Origin of the sequence: Curtobacterium sp. KBS0715 (genome assembly GCF_005938005.2) — a bacterium.
GTDB lineage: Bacteria > Actinomycetota > Actinomycetes > Actinomycetales > Microbacteriaceae > Curtobacterium > Curtobacterium flaccumfaciens.
Window position 1 is genome coordinate 1,380,458 of sequence record NZ_VCCA02000001.1, and the last position, 17,007, is coordinate 1,397,464.

Consider the following 17,007-nt stretch of genomic DNA (forward strand, 5'->3'; position numbering starts at 1 on the left):
CCCAACCTACGACCGGTGGTCTGGGACCGCACAGGTGTTCCGGGAACTGGGGACCAGAGTTCACCGGATCAATACTGTGGAGGGATGAGCGAGCTCGCTGTCCACCCGCCCGTCCTCGTGATGGGGGTCTCCGGCTCCGGCAAGTCCACCATCGGCCTGGCGCTCACCGACGCCCTGGTCGCGCAGGGCGAACCGTGCGTCTTCGTCGACGCCGACGACCTGCACCCGGTCGCCAACAAGGAGAAGATGCGGCAGGGCATCCCGCTCACCGACGAGGACCGTTGGCCGTGGCTCGACGCCTGCGCCGAGCGGATCGCCGCGGTCGAATCGGACGGCTCCCGGTGCGTGATGGCGAACTCGGCGCTCAAGCGCGCCTACCGGGACCGTCTGCGCGAGTCGGCGCCGGGTCTCGTCATCGCCTTCCTCGACGGGTCTCGCGACCTGATCGCCGAACGGCAGTCCCACCGCCAGCACGAGTACATGCCGACGACGCTGCTCGACTCGCAGTTCGCGACTCTCGAGCGGCCGCAGCACGACGAGGCCGCCGTCGCGGTGTCGATCGACGGATCGGTCGACGCCACCGTGCAGGAGATCCTCGCCGCGCTCGCGGTCACCACCGACTGACGAGCGTCGACGACTTGCGACGGATCCTGGCGGTTCCTCCACAGGGCGCAGCACGGCCGTCGCCATCCCCAACCGATCCCCGGTCCCGTCTACTTCGAGGCGGACGCTCGTACCGTCGTTCCATGACCACGATCACTGCAGCCCGTTCAGATACCACTCTTGGTACCATCGACCCCATGGCCATGACCCTCCGACTCGACGATGCCGAGGCAGCGGCGTTGCGCAAGCGTGCTGACCTCGAGGAGCGCTCGATGCAGGAAGTCGCCCGCGCCGCCATCCGCGAGTACGTCGAGCAGCACAGCCGCAGCGATCTGATCGACGGCGTCCTCGACCGAGAACTCCCGCGCTACGCAGAGGCGCTCGAACGACTCGGCAAGTGATCCACCTCACGACCGACGAGGCGTTGCACGTCGCTCGTCGGACCCTGGGGGCTGACTACGCGATCCGCGACGTCGGACTGCTCGAGGCGGCGGTCGCGCGACCCGCCGCGTCGGTGGGCGGGAACGATGCCTACCCGACGCTGGTCGAGAAGGCGGCGGCGCTCGTCCACTCCGCCGTCCGGAACCATGCCCTGGTCGACGGCAACAAGCGCCTCGGGCTGATGCTGCTCGTGGTCTTCCTCGGCGTGAACGGGGTCCGGCTCCACGCCTCGAACGATCAGGCGTACGACTTCATCGTCGCGATCGCCGAAGGGGAACTCGATGCCGTACCGGAGATCGCTGCGGCTCTGAGCTCGATGGTCTCGGACGCCTGAACGGCCGCTTGGACGGGGAACGGTCAGCGATCAGCGGCGCACCGCACTGATCGCCCCGTGCGGCCGGTGCCCCGGGTCCGTGCGGGTGTGGACGTCCACCACGTCGAAGCCCGCTTCGTCCAGCAGCGCCGCCAGGGACGCGACCGGCCAGCGGTAGGCGGTGACGACCGCGTGGTCGAAGGCTTCTACCGCGTCGCCCTCGAAGAACCCGAGCAGCAACCCACCGCCGGGGGTGAGCACCCGACGGAACTCGTCGAGTGGCCCACCGATCCGCGACGGTTCGTGGTGGATCACCGCGTACCAGGCCAGGACCCCGTCGACGCTGCCATCCGCGAGCGGGAGCGCGTCGAGCGACCCGACCCGGAAGTCGACCGAGGCGCCGTGCGTCCGTCGTGCGTGCTCGACGAACTCCGGCGCCGCGTCGATGCCGCTGACCCGGTGCCCCTGCCGTGCGAGGTGCGCCGTCCAGTGACCGGGGCCGCACCCGGCGTCGACCAGGGCACCGCTCTGACCTGCTGCCCAGGCGTCGACGAGGGCTCGGTCGTCGGGGTGGACGGCGCCCATCGACCCGAGCAGCGCCGCGTACTCGTCGGCCCGAGCGCTGTACGCCGCCGTCACCCGCTCCGTCATGCGCCCGACCGTACCGCCGCAGCGCCGAACCGGGCGAGGTTCCGTGTTCCGTGCGACCCGGCACCCTCGCACCGAGAACGGAACCTCGCACCACGCAGCAACACCGCGCCGCAGCGCCGCCGCAGCAACGCACCGCACCCGCCCGCGTCAGAGCTTGAACGTCGCCCGCGGGATGTCGGACACGATGCGCCGGGCGGTGCGGACGGCGTCCTCCTCGGAGACCTGGTGCGTGACCACGAGCGACGCCAGGTACGCTGCGTCCGCCCGCCGCGCCATGTCGTGCCGCGCGGGGATGGAGCAGTACGCGCGGGTGTCGTCGATGAACCCGGAGGTCTTGGCGAACGACGCGGAGTCGGTGACGGCCGACCGGTAGCGCCCGATGGCCGCGGGCGTGTCGATGAACCACCACGGCGCGCCCGCGTACACGGCGGGGTAGAAGCCCGCGAGCGGCCCGATCTCGCGCGAGAAGACGGTCTCGTCGACGGTGAAGAGCACCAGGTGGAACCCGGGAGCGGTCCCGAAGGACTCGAGCAGCGGTCGGAGCGGCTCGGTGAAGGACCCGACGGCCGGCAGGTCGTGCCCGGTGTCCGGCCCGAAGCGCTCGAGCGTCGGGGTGTGGTGGTTCCGGATCACCCCGGGGTGCAGCTGCATGACGAGACCGTCCTCGACGCTCATCTCCGCCCAGCGGTACAGCATGTCGTGCCGGTACGCCGTCGCCTCGGCCTCGGTGACCGACGACGCATCGCGCAGCGCCGCAGCGTGGATGCGTTCCCGCTCGCTCGACGGCAGGGGAGCGGAGCCCGCGTCGAGCACCCCGGTGTCCGTGGCGGTGGCGCCGTGCTGGATGAAGTACTGGCGACGTGCGCGGAGAGCCGCCAACAGCCCTGCGTGGGTGCCCGTGTCGATGCCGGCGGCGTCGCCGATCGACGCGACCACGGGCCTCCAGTCCGACCGCGTCGGGTCGAACACGGCGTCCGCGCGGAACGTGGGGAGCACCCGGCCGGTGAAGCCGGGGTCCGCCGCGAGCTGCGCGTGCGCAGCGAGGTCGTCCGCCGGGCCGTCCGTGGTGGCGAGGACCTCGATGCCGAAGGCGTCGAAGAGCGCGCGTGGTCGGAAGGCGGGGGTCGCCAGCAGGCCGGCGATGTGGTCGTACTGGTCGTCCGCGTTCGCGGCGGACGGCGCCTGGTCGAGCCCGAACACGTCGTGCAGCTCCGTCTCGAACCAGTAGCGCACGGGGGTCCCGAGGAAGTCGTCCCAGTGCTCCGCCAGCTGCCGCCAGACGGCGCGGCCTGGCGGCGTCGGCTCAGCGGCGTCGCGCCAGCGATGCGCCGACGCCGCCGGGCGAGCCTGCGAGCCCGGGCGGGGCCCCGACAGGTCCGCGCGTCCGAGCGCGGCCAGGTCCACCCCGTTCGCGTGCAGCAGGCGGAGCACGTAGTGGTCGGGCGTGATGAGCAGCGACGCGGGGTCGCTGAACGGCTGGTCCGAGGCGATCAGCGCCGCATCGACGTGCCCGTGCGGCGAGATGATCGGGGCGTCCTTGACCGCTTCGTACACGGTGCGTGCCACGGCTCGCGCTCCGGGGTCGGCGGGGAACAGCCGGTCAGGGTGCGGCGCGAGCCGGGTGGTGGTGCTGGTGCGGGTCATCATCGACTCCTTCGGGTGTGGCGAGTTCGCCGGTGGCGAGTGCGGGGGTTGCTCGTGCGGGATCAGTCGGTGCCGGCGCGGGGCGCCAGCGCGGTCGACTCGCGCACGGTCAGGTGGGTGGGCAGGGCGACGGCGCCGGACATGTGCTCCCCGGGCAGTTCGTCGGCGGGCAGCGCGCCGAGCCGTCCGAGCAGCATCCGGATCGCGACCCGGCCGGCCCGCTCGATCGGCGAGGTCATCGTGGTGAGCGGCGGGTTGCAGAAGTCGGCGCCGAAGATGTCGTCGCAGCCCACGATGCTCATGTCCTCGGGGACGCGGACCCCGCGCTCCCGCAGCCGGGCGAGCATCCCGATGGCGATCAGGTCGTTGAAGGCGATGCACGCGGTCGCGCCGGCGTGCACGGCGGCGTCGGCGGCCGCGGCACCGGAGTCGACGAAGGGTGCGTGCGGCCCGACCCGGGCGACGCGGATCCCCAGGCGCTTGGCGACCTGCACGAGCGCGCGCCATCGACGCTCGTTCGACCACGAGCTGTCCGGCCCGGCGACGTACAGGATCTCCCGGTGTCCCAGCGACACCAGGTGCTGCACCGCCTGCTCCACCCCGCCGGGGGTGTCGATGAGCACCGAGGGCACGCCGGTGGGCCGCCGGTTCACGACGACCAGGGGGATCCGCTCGGCGAACCGTGCGATCTGCGCGTCGGACAGGCGTGACGCCGTGAGCACGACCCCGTCGGCCTTCGCCCCCACGGCGGTGAGTGCGGCCATCTCGGCGTCGGCGGACTCCTCGGTGTCGACGAGCAGCTGCGTCCAGCCGGCCCCGGCGAGCTGGTGCTGGGTGCCCCGGATGACGTCGAAGTAGAACGGGTTCGTGATGTCGGACACGAGCACGGCGACGGCGCGGGTGCGCCCGGACGTCAGCGCCCGGGCCTGCGAGTTGGCGACGTAGCCGAGTTCGCGGGCTGCACGCTGGATGCGCTCCTGTGTGACGGGGTTGACCCGGTCGGGCAGGGACAGGGCGCGGGAGACGGTGGACGCGGCGACCCCGGTGGCGTCGGCGATGTCGCGGATGGTGACGCGACGTGCGGCACCAGCGGCGGCGCCGGCAGCGCGAGCACCAACGGCGGCGCCCGCGCCAGCGGCGCCACCAGCAGCGCCTGCGGCACCGCCCGTGCGCCCGCCGCCGTCCGTCGAGAGGTCCTTCACGAGGCCGAACGTATTCGCGTCTGGCAACAAGTGGCAACCGGTTGCCGCATGTTGCCAACGGCGGAACAGTGGTGCCACCGAGCAGCGCCGCTCGGAGGAGGTCTCGAGGAGGAAACCCCCGTGAAGACGCGAAGACTGCAAGTCCGCACCCTCGTCGGTGCCGTCGCCGTGGTTGCCCTCGCCGCACTGTCCCTGCAGGGATGTGCCGTGGTGAACGGCAGCGGCGACGACCCGAACACCCTCCGCGTGATGATGGGCGCGGACACCACCTACCCCAAGGAACGCAAGCAGTGGCAGCGGGAGACCGCCGCCGAGTTCAAGCGCACGACCGGGGCCGACGTCCAGTGGGAGACCTACTCGTCCGCGCAGGAGGAGTTGACCGCGATCCAGACGAGCGTCATCTCCGGGCAGGGCCCCGACGTCTACGCGATCGGCACGACGTTCACCCCGACCGCGTACGCCACCGGTGCCTTCGTCGAGATGGGCGCGAAGGAGTGGGACGCGATCGGCGGCAAGGACCAGTTCGACCCCGCGTCGTTCGGCATCTCCGGTCCGAGTGCGTCGAAGCAGATCGGGATCCCGTTCGCCAGCCGTCCGTTCGTGATGGCGGTGAACAAGGACCTGCTCGCGAAGGCCGGCATCACCGACATGCCCACGACGTGGGACGAGCTGACCGCCGACGCGAAGGCCACCACGGGTGACGGACGCCACGGCATGGCGATCGCCTACGCCGACGGCTTCGACCCCTGGAAGTTCGTGTGGGGGATGGCCCAGAACGCCGGCAACACGATCGTCGACGGCTCGAAGGCCGAGATCGACAGCGAGGCCGTCGAGAACGCCTACCGCACCTACTTCGACTGGGTGACGAAGGACGGTGTCGTCGACCCGGCCGCGATCGGCTGGAACAACGCCCAGGCCCTCGCGCAGTTCACCGAGGGCAAGGCGGCGTTCTTCCCGATGACGACCACCACCGCCATCAACTCGTTCCAGGACACCAAGGTCGACGGCAAGTACGAGTTCGCGCTGCTGCCGACCGTCCCGCCGGGTGCGACGGAACGTCCGTCCGACGGCATCGAGGCCGCCAGCATCCTGTCCGGCGACAACTGGGTCGTCGCCGACTACGGCACGAAGCAGGAGCTGTCGTTCGCGTTCGTCAAGCAGCTCAGCGCCCCGAAGGCCCAGCTCGAGTACTACGACCTGTTCGGCAACCTGCCGACCAACGCGTCCGCCGCCGCCGACCTGGCGGCCGACAACCCGCAGCTCAAGCCGATCATCGACGCCGGCCGCCTGTCCAAGCCGACCGCGTTCACCGGCGCCTGGTCCGACATCCAGCTCGCCCTGGTCGACGTGGTCGTGCAGTCGATCCCGTCGCTGAAGTCCGGCGAGGTCACCGACGACCAGCTCCGCAAGCGACTGCAGGACGCCCAGAAGGACGCCCAGGCAACCCTCGACCGTCAGAAGAACGGAGGTCTGTGATGACCAGCACGCAGACCAGGCCCCGCACCGACGCGGCGCCGCCCCGGCCGGTCCGCCCCGCCGGCAAGACGCCCCTCTACAAACGCGAGCGCCCGCTGTGGATGCTCCTGCCCGGCGGGGTCCTCATGCTCGCCGTCATCGTGGTGCCGCTCCTGGTGGGCTTCTGGATCGCGATGCTCGACCTCGACCAGTACACGCTCCGCCAGTGGTTCAGCGCCCCGTTCGTCGGGCTGGCCAACTTCACCGAGGCGTTCACGAACTCGCCGCTGCTGCACTCCATCTGGATCTCGGTGTCGCTGTCGGTGCTCGTCACGGCCGTGACCGTGCCGATCGGGGTCGCCGCCGCGATCTCGACGCAGAACCGGTTCCCCGGTCGCGGGCTCGTCCGTTCGATCTACCTGATCCCGTACGTGCTCCCCGCGTTCGTCGTCGGCACGTTCTTCCGCACGATGCTCCAGCCGCAGGGGGTCGTGAACTCGATCCTGCACACCGACGTGCTGTGGCTGAACGGCTCGGCGTCGTACTGGGCGCTCGCCGGCGTGATGATCTGGACGAGCTGGCCCTTCGTCTACCTGCTGTCCCTGGCCGGGCTGCAGGCCGTGGACAACGAGGTGCACGAGGCCGCCGCGCTCGACGGGGTGACCTGGTGGGCGAAGCTGCGGTACATCATCTTCCCGTACCTGCGCGGACCCCTCAGCCTCGCGGTGATCATCTCGATCCTGCACAACATCAACAACTTCACGCTGCCGTTCGTCCTGTTCGGCATCCCGCTGCCGTCCAGCGTCGAGGTGATGCCCGTCCTGACGTACATCGCGAGCTTCCAGTCGTTCCGCTTCGGCCTGTCCGCAGCGATGGCGATCTGCTCGCTCGTGATCGTCGCGATCCCGCTGTTCGTCTACCTGCGGGCGGTCAAGCTCGACACCGGCGACGACGCCGGCCCCAACCGGAAGCAGCGTCGCGCCGACCGCGCCACGCTCGCCGCCGCCCCGACCGCCGCCGACATCGACGGAGCACGCGCATGACCACCCCGAGCACGTCCTTCAGCACCCGCACCCGCCCCACCGCGACGCTCACCGAGAGCATCACGACCGGCAACAGCGGGCGACGGAACAAGCGCCCCTACGACACCGACGTCACCCGGCTGCTGCCGCGCTGGCTGCTCGTCACCGTCATCGCGGTGATCATCGCGTTCATCGCCGTCCCCGTGCTCTACATCCTGTTCGGCTCGGTGAACTCCGACGTCGCCGTCGCCCGTGGCGAGTACTTCCCGTCCGAGTTCACGCTGTCGAACTACGTCGAGATCTGGTCCACCGTCGCCCTCGGCGAGGGACTGGTGAACTCGATGCTCACCGCCGGTGCCGTCGCCGTCGCGAGTGCCGCGCTCGCCGTGTCCACGGCCTACGTGCTCGTCCGGTTCCGGTTCCTCGGGCGCCTGACCATCCTGCGTGGGCTCCTCGCCCTGCAGTCGATCCCCGGCACGCTCCTGCTCCTGCCGGTCTTCGTGGTGTTCTCGAACATCGCCAGCGCCACCGGCGTGCAGATCATCGGCACCCGCTGGGGCCTGTTCGTCACCTACCTGACCTTCGCCCTGCCGTTCTCGACGTGGGTGATGGTCACGTACCTGCGCGGCCTGCCGAAGGAACTCGAGGAAGCGGCGCGCATCGACGGCGCCAGCTCCACGAAGATCCTGACGAAGATCGTGCTCCCGCTGTCGTGGCCGGGCATCGTCGTGTCCGCGATCTTCGCCTTCCTGCTCGGCTGGAACGACGTCCTGTTCTCCACGATCATGACGACCCCGAACACCCGGACCGTCGCCGTGGTCCTGCAGGTGCTCGGCACCACCCAGGAGGGCGGCGCGGTCCCGATCTACGGCCAGATGATGGCCGCCTCGATCGTCTGCGCGGTCCCCGTCGTCGCCCTGTACCTGATCTTCCAGCGCTACCTGGTCGGCGGGCTCACCGCCGGCTCCGTCAAGTAGGCCGCAACCCAGAACCGGACTGGAGGCCCGTGGCGGCCCCGCCACGCGCCTCCAGTCCGAACGAAAGGACACCATGACCGACCAGCCCAGTTGGGAACTCTCCGGTTTCGGCGACGAGATCGACGCCGACCCGGTCGTCCAGGTCGCGGTCCTCCAGGCGCTCGGCGCGAGCGCCATCGAGGTCCGCAGCGCCTGGGGCGTCAACGTCGTCGACCTCGACGAGGACCAGCTCGCCGGACTCCACCGGCTGCTCGACGAGCGCGGGCAGACCGTGTCCGCGATCGCCTCGCCGATCGGCAAGGTGCCCGTCGACGAACCCGTCGAGCACGAGGTGTCGCGGCTCGCCCGTGCGATCCGTGCCGCGCACGCCCTCGGCACGACGAACATCCGGATCTTCTCGTTCTGGTTCGAGGGCCGCACGCCCGACGACGTCCGCGACGACGTCCTCGTCCGGATGCGGGCGCTGGCCGACCTCGGCGAGCGCGAAGGGGTGACCCTGCTGCACGAGAACGAGAAGGACATCTACGGTGACGTCCCCGCGCGGGTGCTCGACATCGTCGAGAGCGTCGGTTCGTCCGCGCTCCGCCTGGCCTGGGACAACGCGAACTACGTGCAGTGCGGCGTCCGGCCCTTCACCGACGGCTGGGAGCAGCTCGCCCCGTACGTCGACTACCTGCAGGTCAAGGACGCCCTCGCCGCCGACTCGTCGGTGGTGCCGGCGGGCGAGGGCGACGGCGAACTCATCGAGACCCTGACCGCCCTCCGGGACGCCGGGTACTCCGGGTACGCCTCGCTCGAGCCGCACCTCAGCGACTTCACCTCCCTCGGCGGGTTCTCCGGCCCCGCGGCCTTCGGTCGTGCCGGCCGCGCCTTCCGAACCCTCACCGACCAGATCGGAGTCACCCTGCGATGACCGAACCCACCAACCCGCTCCGCTTGGCCGTCGTCGGCACCGGTGTCATCGGACGCCACCACGCCACCGTCGCGGTGCACCACCCGGATCTGCAGGTCGTCGCCCTCGTCGACGCCGTGCCCGAAGCCGCCACGAGCGCGGCGGACGCGATCGAGGCGATGGGCGTCGACCGTCCGATCACGACGTCCACCATCGAGGAAGCGATCGAGCAGACCGACATCGACGTCGTCGCGATCTGCTCGCCGTCGGGCATGCACGTGCAGCTCGCCGAGGCCGCCCTGGCCGCCGGCAAGCACGTCGTCATCGAGAAGCCGCTCGACACCACGATGCCCCGGGCACGGCAGATCGCGGCGCTCGCGGCAGCCGCTCGTAACCGCGGGCTCGTCACGAGCGTCATCAGCCAGCACCGCTTCGACCCGGCGTCGGCAGCCGTCGCCCGGGCCGCGCACGACGGCGGGTTCGGCACCGTGACCTCGGGGCTCGCGAGCGTTGCCTGGTACCGGTCGCAGGGGTACTACGACTCCGGTGACTGGCGCGGCACCTGGGCGCTCGACGGCGGCGGCGCGGTGATGAACCAGGGCGTGCACACCGTCGACCTGCTCGTCTGGGCGCTCGGGCGTCCGGTCGAGATCTCCGCGCAGACCGGCCTGCTCGCCCACGACCGCATCGAGGTCGAGGACACCGCCGTCGCCACCGTCCGGTTCGACGGCGGGGCGCTCGGGGTCGTCCACTGCACGACCGCGGCGTACCCGGGGCTCTCCGCCCGGTACGCCGTGTACGGCACGCACGGTTCCGCCATCGTCGACGACGACCGGCTTGCGTACTTCCACATCGCCCCGGACACCGCCACGCTCGAGTCCGCGTCCACCACGTCGAACGCCACCGCGGTCGCCGGAGCGGTCGACCAGAAGGACCAGATCGTCCCGCCCGAGCACGTCGTCGGCGGCCCGGCTGAACCCGACCACTTCGCCGCGGGCCACGCTCGGCAGTACACGGACATCGTCGACGCGATCCGGCAGGGACGCGAACCGGGTGTCACCGTCGACGCGGCCCTCGTGTCGCTCGCCACCGTCCGCGGGCTCTACGTCAGTGCGACGCTCGGGCAACCCGTCCGCATCGACGACGTGATCGAGGGGAAGTACGACGATGTGGTGCCGGTCGTCGGCGGGGCTGATCGAGGGCAAGGCAGCGCCAGCCCAGCCGATGTGGTGCCGGTCGTCGGCACACCCGCCACCGCCACCGCGACCGAAGGAGCCACCCGATGAAGCTCTCCGTGTTCACCGCCTCGACCCCCGACTGGACTCCGTCCGAAGCCGCCGAGACCCTGGCCGCACAGGGCTGGGACGGCATCGAGTGGCGCATCGTCGACGACCGCCCGGCCGACGGCGCCGAGGTCCCCGCCGAGCGGTCGTTCTGGGCGGGCAACAACTCGACGTGGCAGTACACCGGCATCCGCGACCGGGTCGGTGAGATCGCCCGGGTCACCGACGCCGCCGGGCTCGAGTACTCGGGCATCGGCGGCTACCAGCCGGCCGCCGACCACGACGGTGTCGAGACGATGCTGCGCGTGACCAGCGAACTGGGTGCCCGGCAGGTCCGCGTCACGATGCCGAACTACCGGGCCGCGAAGGAACGCACCGGCGAGACCTACCCCGAGCTGTTCGACCGCACCCGCACCGACCTCGAGTGGGCGGCGGACCGCGCGGCCGAACTCGGCGTCAAGGTGTTGGTCGAGCTGCACCACATGACGATCACACCGTCGGCCTCCGCAGCACTGCGGCTCATCGACGGCCTCGACCCCGCACACGTCGGCGTCATCCACGACCTCGGCAACCTCGTGATCGAGGGGTACGAGGACCACCTCGCCGCGTTCGAACTGCTCGGGCCGTACCTGGCACACGCCCACGTGAAGAACGCCCGCTGGGTCGACACCGGCGACACCCGGGCCGACGGCAGTTCGATCTGGCAGCACGAGTGGGCACCCCTGCGCACCGGCCAGGCGTCGGTGTCCGAGTACCTCGACGCGCTCCGCCAGGTCGGGTACGACGGGTGGGTCACCATCGAGGACTTCTCCACCGACCTGCCGCTCGAGACCCGGACCGCCGACAACCTGACGTACCTCCGCTCCCTCGTCCCGGTGTCGGCATGACCGACCGGCGTCCGGGCATCGTCCACCTGGGGGTGGGTGCGTTCGCTCGTGCCCACCTCGCCTGGTACACCGCCCACACCTCGGGAGAGCCGTGGGGCATCACCGCCTTCACCGGCCGCTCGCCCGCGGCCGCGGACGCGTTGGCCGCGCAGGACTGCCGGTACACGCTGGTCACGCGAGCCGCGTCCGGCGACGGAGCCGAGGTGGTCGACACGATCGTGGCCGCCCACCCGGGCAGCGACGACACGGCCTGGAGGCACGTGGTCGCGTCCCCCGAGACGACCATCGTCACGCTGACGGTCACCGAGCAGGGCTACCGGCCCGGGTCGGACGTGCCGGCGCGGTTGGTCGCGGGGCTCGACGCCCGCCGTGCCGCTGGCGCCGGGCGCATCGCGCTGGTCAGTCTCGACAACCTCACGCACAACGGGGCGGTCCTCCGCGATGCCGTGCTCGACGCCGTCACGGACGACGACCTGCGCGACTGGATCGAGGTGAACGTCGCGTTCCCGAGCTCGATGGTCGACCGGATCACGCCCGCGACCACCGACGCCGACGTCGCGGACCTGTCGGAACTGCCGGGTGCGCTCGCCGGAGACCGAGTCCCCGTCGTCACCGAGCCGTTCGCCGAGTGGGTGCTCGAGGACGCCTTCGACGGCATCGACCGACCCGCGTGGCAGACGGCCGGCGTCCGGATCGTCGACGACGTCACCCCGTACGAGCAGCGGAAGCTCTGGCTGCTGAACGGCTCGCACTCGCTCCTCGCGTACCTCGGGCTCCAGCTCGGCCACGACACGGTGGCCGAGGCGATGGACGACCCGGTCTGCCGCACCGCCGTCGAGCAGCTGTGGGACGAAGCCGCGCTCGAGCTGCCGCTGCCCGAGGCCGAGGTCACCGACGCCCGCGCGGCCCTGGTCGAGCGGTTCGCCAACCCGCGCATCCGGCACACGCTGCGGCAGATCGCGTCCGGCGGTTCGCAGAAGCTGCCCGTCCGGGTCGTCGACGTCGTGCGGCACCGGCTCGCCCGCGACCCCTCGGCCGGCATCGGCACCGGAGCGGCCACCGCCCTCGCCGCCTGGTGGTTGCACGTCACCGAGCAACCCGACCTGGTGGACGACCCCGGTGCCCCCGGGCCAGACTCGGACGTGCACGACGTCCTGGCCGTCGTCGCGCCCGAACTCGACACCACCCCCGTGGTCGCCGCCGTGACGGCGGCGGCCGACCGCATCCGCACCGCCGCGGCACGCGCCCGCGAACGCTCCAACGGAGGAGTCCACGCATGACCGACACGAACACCACGAACCCCGCGGCCCCGGTCCCCGGCGCCACCGACAGCGGGCCGGCCGAGACCACCGCCGGCCGTCCGGACACCTGGGCCTCGGCGGACCGCGGCCAGCTGATCGAGCGGGCCGAGGTCATCGTGACCAGCCCGAACCGGAACTTCGTGACGCTCAAGCTCACCACGGCCGACGGCGTCACCGGGCTCGGCGACGCCACCCTGAACGGCCGTGAGCTCGCGGTCTCCGCGTACCTGTCCGAGCACGTCGTCCCGCTGCTCGTCGGCCGTGACGCCAGCCGCATCGAGGACGCCTGGCAGTTCCTGTACCGGTCGTCGTACTGGCGCCGTGGTCCGGTCACCATGGCCGCGATCGCCGCCGTCGACATGGCCCTCTGGGACATCAAGGCGAAGGTCGCCGGCATGCCGCTCTACCAGCTGCTCGGCGGGGCATCGCGTACCGGGCTCATGGCGTACGGTCACGCCTCGGGCAAGGAGCTGCCCGAGCTGTTCGACTCCATCCGCGAACACCAGGACGAGGGCTACCGCTCGATCCGGGTGCAGACCGGTGTCCCCGGCCTCGAGTCCATCTACGGCATCGCGTCGAACAGCACCACCGAGGGCAACGCCGGCGTCCGCTACGACTTCGAGCCCGCCCAGCGCGGTGCCTACCCGGCGATGGAGGACTGGGACACCCGCGCCTACCTGCGCCACGTGCCCACCGTGTTCGAGGCCGTCCGCAACGAGTTCGGTCCCGAACTGCCGCTGCTGCACGACGGCCACCACCGGATGACCCCGCTGCAGGCCGCCAAGCTCGGCAAGTCGCTCGAGCCCTACGACCTGTTCTGGCTCGAGGACTGCACCCCCGCCGAGAACCAGGAGGCCCTGAAGCTCGTCCGGCAGCACACCACGACGCCGCTCGCGATCGGCGAGGTCTTCAACACCATCTGGGACTTCAAGGACATCATCCGCGACCAGCTCATCGACTACGTCCGCGGTGCCGTCACGCACATGGGCGGCGTCACCCCGCTCAAGAAGACGATGGAGTACGCGGCGCTGTACCAGGTCAGGTCCGGGTTCCACGGACCGACCGACATCTCCCCGGTGGGACTCGCCGCGCAGATGCACCTCGGGCTCGCGATCCACAACTTCGGCATCCAGGAGTACATGCAGCACGGGCCGCAGACCAACCAGGTGTTCCACCAGACGTTCACGTTCACCGACGGGTACCTGCACCCGGGTGACGAGCCGGGCCTCGGGGTCAGCCTCGACGTCGACGAAGCCGGCAAGTACCCCTACGAGCAGGCGTACCTGCCGTTCAACCGCCTGGCCGACGGCACCGTCCACGACTGGTAGTCCCCGACGCCGTGGCGGGCACGGTGTCGAGCGGGCACGGTGTCGAGCGGGCACGGTGTTGAGCAGGCACGGTGTGAGCAGGCACAGTGGTGGCATGGAGTTCGCCGACGTCGCCAGGGAGCTGCTGCTCGTCGCGCCGCAGGACTTCGTCGTCGAACGCACCGCACGAGCGCGCGCGGTGCGGAAGGACGACCGTGCCCTCGCGACGGCGATCGGGAAGCTCCGGAAGCCCGCCCCGGCTGCCTGGGTGATCGACCTGCTCGCCCACGACGGTGCCCTCGACGACGCCGTCGACCTCGGACCGGCGCTCCGCAAGGCCCAGGCCGACGCCGACCCCGACGCGATCCGGACCCTCCGTCGGCAGCGCGCCGAGGTCGTCGACGCCCTCGCGCAGGCCGGTGCGGACCTGGCGTCCGACGCCGGACACCCCGTCACCCCGGCGGTGCTCGAGCTGGTCCGGTCGACGATCGAGGCGGCGATGGCAGACCCGCACGCCGGCGCGGCCGTCCGGTCGGGGCTGCTCGTGACGGCGCTCGAGAGCGTGGGGTTCGACGCGGTCGACCTCGACGGGGCGCTCGCGGATCCGGACGCGGTCCCGGATGCCTGGACCGGCAGCGATGCCCCGCCCATCCCCATCTCCCACGCGAGGGGTGCGCGGAAGGCGAGCCGTGCCTCCAGGCCCGCGCAGCGCGACGCTCCGGAACCGGACGCCGAACCCGAACCCGAACCGAAGCGCGACCCGGCCGCCGACCGGAAGGCCGCGCGCCAGGCCGAGACCGCAGCGCGCGCGGAGTCCCGCGACGCCGACGCAGCACTCGACACCGCCGAGGCCGATCTCGAACAGGCAGAGGAGCGCCGCGCGGAGCTCCAGCGTGCCCTCGAGCAGGCCGAGGCTGAGATCACCCGGCTCGAGGCAGCCCGCGACGAGGCCGAGGCGGCGAGCGACCGGGCGCGCGACGTCCTCCGCGCCGCGCAGGAGCACCGCCGGGAGGTCGGCCGCTGAGCCGTCCGGGGTGACCTCATCACCTCGGATGAAAAGCGGCCGCACGGCTCGGTCCCCGTCCGGCACGGCCCATACGCTCGCGTCATGACCTCCCTCCTCCGCCGGTACCGGCACCTGCTGGCCCCCGCCGCCGGCGCCGTGTACCTCGTGCTCTGGATCGTCGCCGAGGCCGGACGCGCGGGGCTCGCCGACCACGTCGTCGTGGTGTCGGCCTTCGCCGTCGCCATCGGCCTCGCCGCGTGGATGCCCGCGACCGCGCTCGGACTGGTCGTCGGCATCCCGCTCCTGCAGGCGGCCCGACTGCTCACCCGGCCGACCGACACGACCTGGCCGGAGTACCTGGCGATCGCGATCGTCGTCGGCGTCGTCGGCGCCGGTCGGTCCGACCTGCTCCGCTACCTGGCGGTCCCCGTGCTCCTGCTCGCGAGCGCGGCGGCCGCCTGGGCGATGGCCGTCCCGACCGCTGCCGACCAGGACGTCTGGGGCAGCTGGGTGGGGAACTCCGGCGGGACCCGGTCCGACCTCGTCACGATCACCTTCGCGTTCGTCGGGGTCAGCGGTGTCACCTGGGCGGTCGGCGTGGCCATCGGTGCCGCGTGGCGGATCGGCCTCGCCCGGGTCCGGGTGGTCGAGGCGCAACGCCGCACCGAGGTGACCACGACCGAGCTCCGGGCCGAGCAGGAGCGCGCACGGATCGCCCGCGACGTGCACGACTCGCTCGCCCACTCACTGGCGGTCGTCGTGTCCCAGGCCCAGGGTGCCGCGGCCATCGCCGTGCGGGACGAACACGCCGCCCGGGCGCTGCAGGACATCGCCGACGTGAGCCGCTCGGCGCTGGGCGACGTCCGGGCCCTGGTGGAACGCATCCAGGCGAGTGACGACGCCGACCGTCACGGGCTGGCCGACGTCCCCGACCTGGTCGAGGACATGCGGGAGCTCGGCATGACCACGACGTTCGAGGAGCACGGCGCCGGACTCCTGCCCGCGGGCAGCGCCAGCGCGGTGCACCGGATCGTGCAGGAGAGCCTGACGAACGTGCTGAAGCACCAGGGGCGGACCGCGACGGCCCGGGTGGCGCTCGACTGGCGCGGCCCGGGGCTCGGCGTCGTCGTGACGTCGCGGGGGAACGAGCCCCTCGTCGAGCTCGACGGCGCGGGGTCCGGTGTCGCCGGGATGCAGGAGCGCGCACGACTGGCCGGGGGCTGGCTGCGTGCCGGTGTCGGCGACACCCCGGACGAGTGGGTCGTCACCGCGTGGCTGCCGACGAGCGCCGCGGTGCCGACCACGGCGACGCCCCACACCGACACCGACACCGCGGCCGTCCTGCCGGAGCACGTCCGATGAGCGCCGTCCGCGTCGCCGTCGTCGACGACCAGCGACTGTTCGCCACCGGGATGCAGATGCTCGTCGACGCCCAGGACGACATGACCTGCGTCGGGACCGCCGGCGACGGTGCCGCCGCCCTCGAGCTCTGCGCCGCCGAACACCCCGACGTGCTGCTGCTCGACCTGCGGATGCCGGTCATGAACGGCATCGAGACCCTGACGCGTCTCGTCGCCTCGACCCAGGACCGCCCACGGGTCGTCGCGCTGACGACCATCCGCCGCGACGACGCCGTGCTCGCCGCACTCCGCGCCGGCGCCGCCGCGTTCCTGACGAAGGACGCCCTGCCCGACGTCGTCACCGCGACCATCCGCGACGTGCACGCCGGGCGACCGGCCCCGACCGAAGCCGAGGCACTCGACCTGCTGCGCGCGCAGGGCACCCCGGCCGTGACCGACCGACGCGACGAGGTGCTCGACGCGCTGACGGCCCGCGAGCGCGAGGTCTTCCTGCTCGTCGCGAAGGGGCTCAGCAACGCCGAGATCGCGGAGTCGGTCTTCCTGAGCGACGCCACCGTGAAGACCCACGTCCGCGCCGTCCTGACGAAGCTCGGACTCCGGAACCGGATCCAGGTCGTCATCACCGCACACGAACGCGGCCTCGTCCGCGCCTAGGGGGAACC

At 71.7% G+C, this 17,007-nt stretch carries 17 protein-coding genes; 14 read left to right on the top strand and 3 right to left on the bottom strand.

Going from position 1 to position 17,007, the window contains the following annotated elements:
- Window positions 1-84: 84 nt before the first annotated feature.
- The 3 genes from FFG40_RS06700 (at window position 85) to FFG40_RS06710 (ending at window position 1,378) form a co-directional block, all read left to right on the top strand.
- Window positions 85-624 carry a gluconokinase gene (locus FFG40_RS06700; RefSeq protein WP_138802669.1) on the top strand — a complete coding sequence of 180 codons (540 nt, stop codon included), beginning with the start codon at window positions 85-87 and terminating at the stop codon, window positions 622-624.
- 176 nt (window positions 625-800) lie between these two features.
- Complete coding sequence (locus FFG40_RS06705) at window positions 801-1,004, top strand: ribbon-helix-helix protein, CopG family (RefSeq protein WP_173036022.1); 204 nt, start codon at window positions 801-803, stop codon at window positions 1,002-1,004.
- Complete coding sequence (locus FFG40_RS06710; RefSeq protein ID WP_138802670.1) at window positions 1,001-1,378, top strand: type II toxin-antitoxin system death-on-curing family toxin; 378 nt, start codon at window positions 1,001-1,003, stop codon at window positions 1,376-1,378. The genes FFG40_RS06705 and FFG40_RS06710 overlap by 4 nt, the downstream gene beginning before the upstream one ends.
- Window positions 1,379-1,408: 30 nt before the next feature.
- Here the strand turns inward: FFG40_RS06710 and FFG40_RS06715 are convergent, their stop codons facing one another.
- From FFG40_RS06715 to FFG40_RS06725, 3 genes are all read right to left on the bottom strand, one after another.
- Window positions 1,409-2,008 carry a class I SAM-dependent methyltransferase gene (locus FFG40_RS06715; RefSeq protein WP_138802671.1) on the bottom strand — a complete coding sequence of 200 codons (600 nt, stop codon included), beginning with the start codon at window positions 2,006-2,008 and terminating at the stop codon, window positions 1,409-1,411.
- Between the two features lie 147 nt (window positions 2,009-2,155).
- Window positions 2,156-3,652 carry a glucuronate isomerase gene (gene uxaC, locus FFG40_RS06720; protein ID WP_138802672.1) on the bottom strand — a complete coding sequence of 499 codons (1,497 nt, stop codon included), beginning with the start codon at window positions 3,650-3,652 and terminating at the stop codon, window positions 2,156-2,158.
- Between the two features lie 62 nt (window positions 3,653-3,714).
- On the bottom strand, window positions 3,715-4,854 hold the full coding sequence (locus tag FFG40_RS06725) for a LacI family DNA-binding transcriptional regulator (protein WP_185974121.1): 1,140 nt from the start codon (window positions 4,852-4,854) through the stop codon (window positions 3,715-3,717).
- 120 nt (window positions 4,855-4,974) lie between these two features.
- On the opposite strand from FFG40_RS06725, the gene FFG40_RS06730 reads away from it, so the two are divergent.
- The 11 genes from FFG40_RS06730 (at window position 4,975) to FFG40_RS06780 (ending at window position 16,999) form a co-directional block, all read left to right on the top strand.
- Window positions 4,975-6,330 carry an ABC transporter substrate-binding protein gene (locus FFG40_RS06730; protein WP_185974122.1) on the top strand — a complete coding sequence of 452 codons (1,356 nt, stop codon included), beginning with the start codon at window positions 4,975-4,977 and terminating at the stop codon, window positions 6,328-6,330.
- Window positions 6,330-7,352 (top strand): carbohydrate ABC transporter permease, encoded by a 1,023-nt coding sequence (locus FFG40_RS06735; protein WP_110860751.1) that lies wholly within the window; start codon window positions 6,330-6,332, stop codon window positions 7,350-7,352. Before FFG40_RS06730 ends, FFG40_RS06735 begins: the two co-directional genes overlap by 1 nt.
- Window positions 7,349-8,308 carry a carbohydrate ABC transporter permease gene (locus tag FFG40_RS06740; RefSeq protein WP_221935162.1) on the top strand — a complete coding sequence of 320 codons (960 nt, stop codon included), beginning with the start codon at window positions 7,349-7,351 and terminating at the stop codon, window positions 8,306-8,308. The genes FFG40_RS06735 and FFG40_RS06740 overlap by 4 nt, the downstream gene beginning before the upstream one ends.
- A 73-nt stretch (window positions 8,309-8,381) precedes the next feature.
- On the top strand, window positions 8,382-9,221 hold the full coding sequence (locus FFG40_RS06745) for a sugar phosphate isomerase/epimerase (RefSeq protein WP_138802673.1): 840 nt from the start codon (window positions 8,382-8,384) through the stop codon (window positions 9,219-9,221).
- On the top strand, window positions 9,218-10,486 hold the full coding sequence (locus FFG40_RS06750) for a Gfo/Idh/MocA family protein (protein WP_138802674.1): 1,269 nt from the start codon (window positions 9,218-9,220) through the stop codon (window positions 10,484-10,486). Before FFG40_RS06745 ends, FFG40_RS06750 begins: the two co-directional genes overlap by 4 nt.
- Window positions 10,483-11,370, top strand: coding sequence for a sugar phosphate isomerase/epimerase (locus FFG40_RS06755; RefSeq protein WP_138802675.1), 888 nt, complete (start codon window positions 10,483-10,485; stop codon window positions 11,368-11,370). The genes FFG40_RS06750 and FFG40_RS06755 overlap by 4 nt, the downstream gene beginning before the upstream one ends.
- Window positions 11,367-12,650, top strand: coding sequence for a mannitol dehydrogenase family protein (locus tag FFG40_RS06760; protein ID WP_138802676.1), 1,284 nt, complete (start codon window positions 11,367-11,369; stop codon window positions 12,648-12,650). The genes FFG40_RS06755 and FFG40_RS06760 overlap by 4 nt, the downstream gene beginning before the upstream one ends.
- Window positions 12,647-13,999 carry a D-mannonate dehydratase ManD gene (manD, locus tag FFG40_RS06765; RefSeq protein WP_260678806.1) on the top strand — a complete coding sequence of 451 codons (1,353 nt, stop codon included), beginning with the start codon at window positions 12,647-12,649 and terminating at the stop codon, window positions 13,997-13,999. The genes FFG40_RS06760 and manD overlap by 4 nt, the downstream gene beginning before the upstream one ends.
- 94 nt (window positions 14,000-14,093) lie before the next feature.
- Window positions 14,094-15,002, top strand: a complete 909-nt coding sequence (locus tag FFG40_RS06770; protein ID WP_138802677.1) for a hypothetical protein — start codon at window positions 14,094-14,096, stop codon at window positions 15,000-15,002.
- Between the two features lie 84 nt (window positions 15,003-15,086).
- The gene (locus tag FFG40_RS06775; RefSeq protein ID WP_138802678.1) at window positions 15,087-16,346 is read left to right on the top strand and encodes a sensor histidine kinase; all 1,260 of its coding nucleotides are present in this window, start codon (window positions 15,087-15,089) and stop codon (window positions 16,344-16,346) included.
- Entirely contained in the window at window positions 16,343-16,999 is a 657-nt protein-coding gene (locus FFG40_RS06780) for a response regulator transcription factor (protein WP_027464485.1), read from the top strand. Before FFG40_RS06775 ends, FFG40_RS06780 begins: the two co-directional genes overlap by 4 nt.
- The last annotated feature ends 8 nt before the right edge of the window (window positions 17,000-17,007 follow it).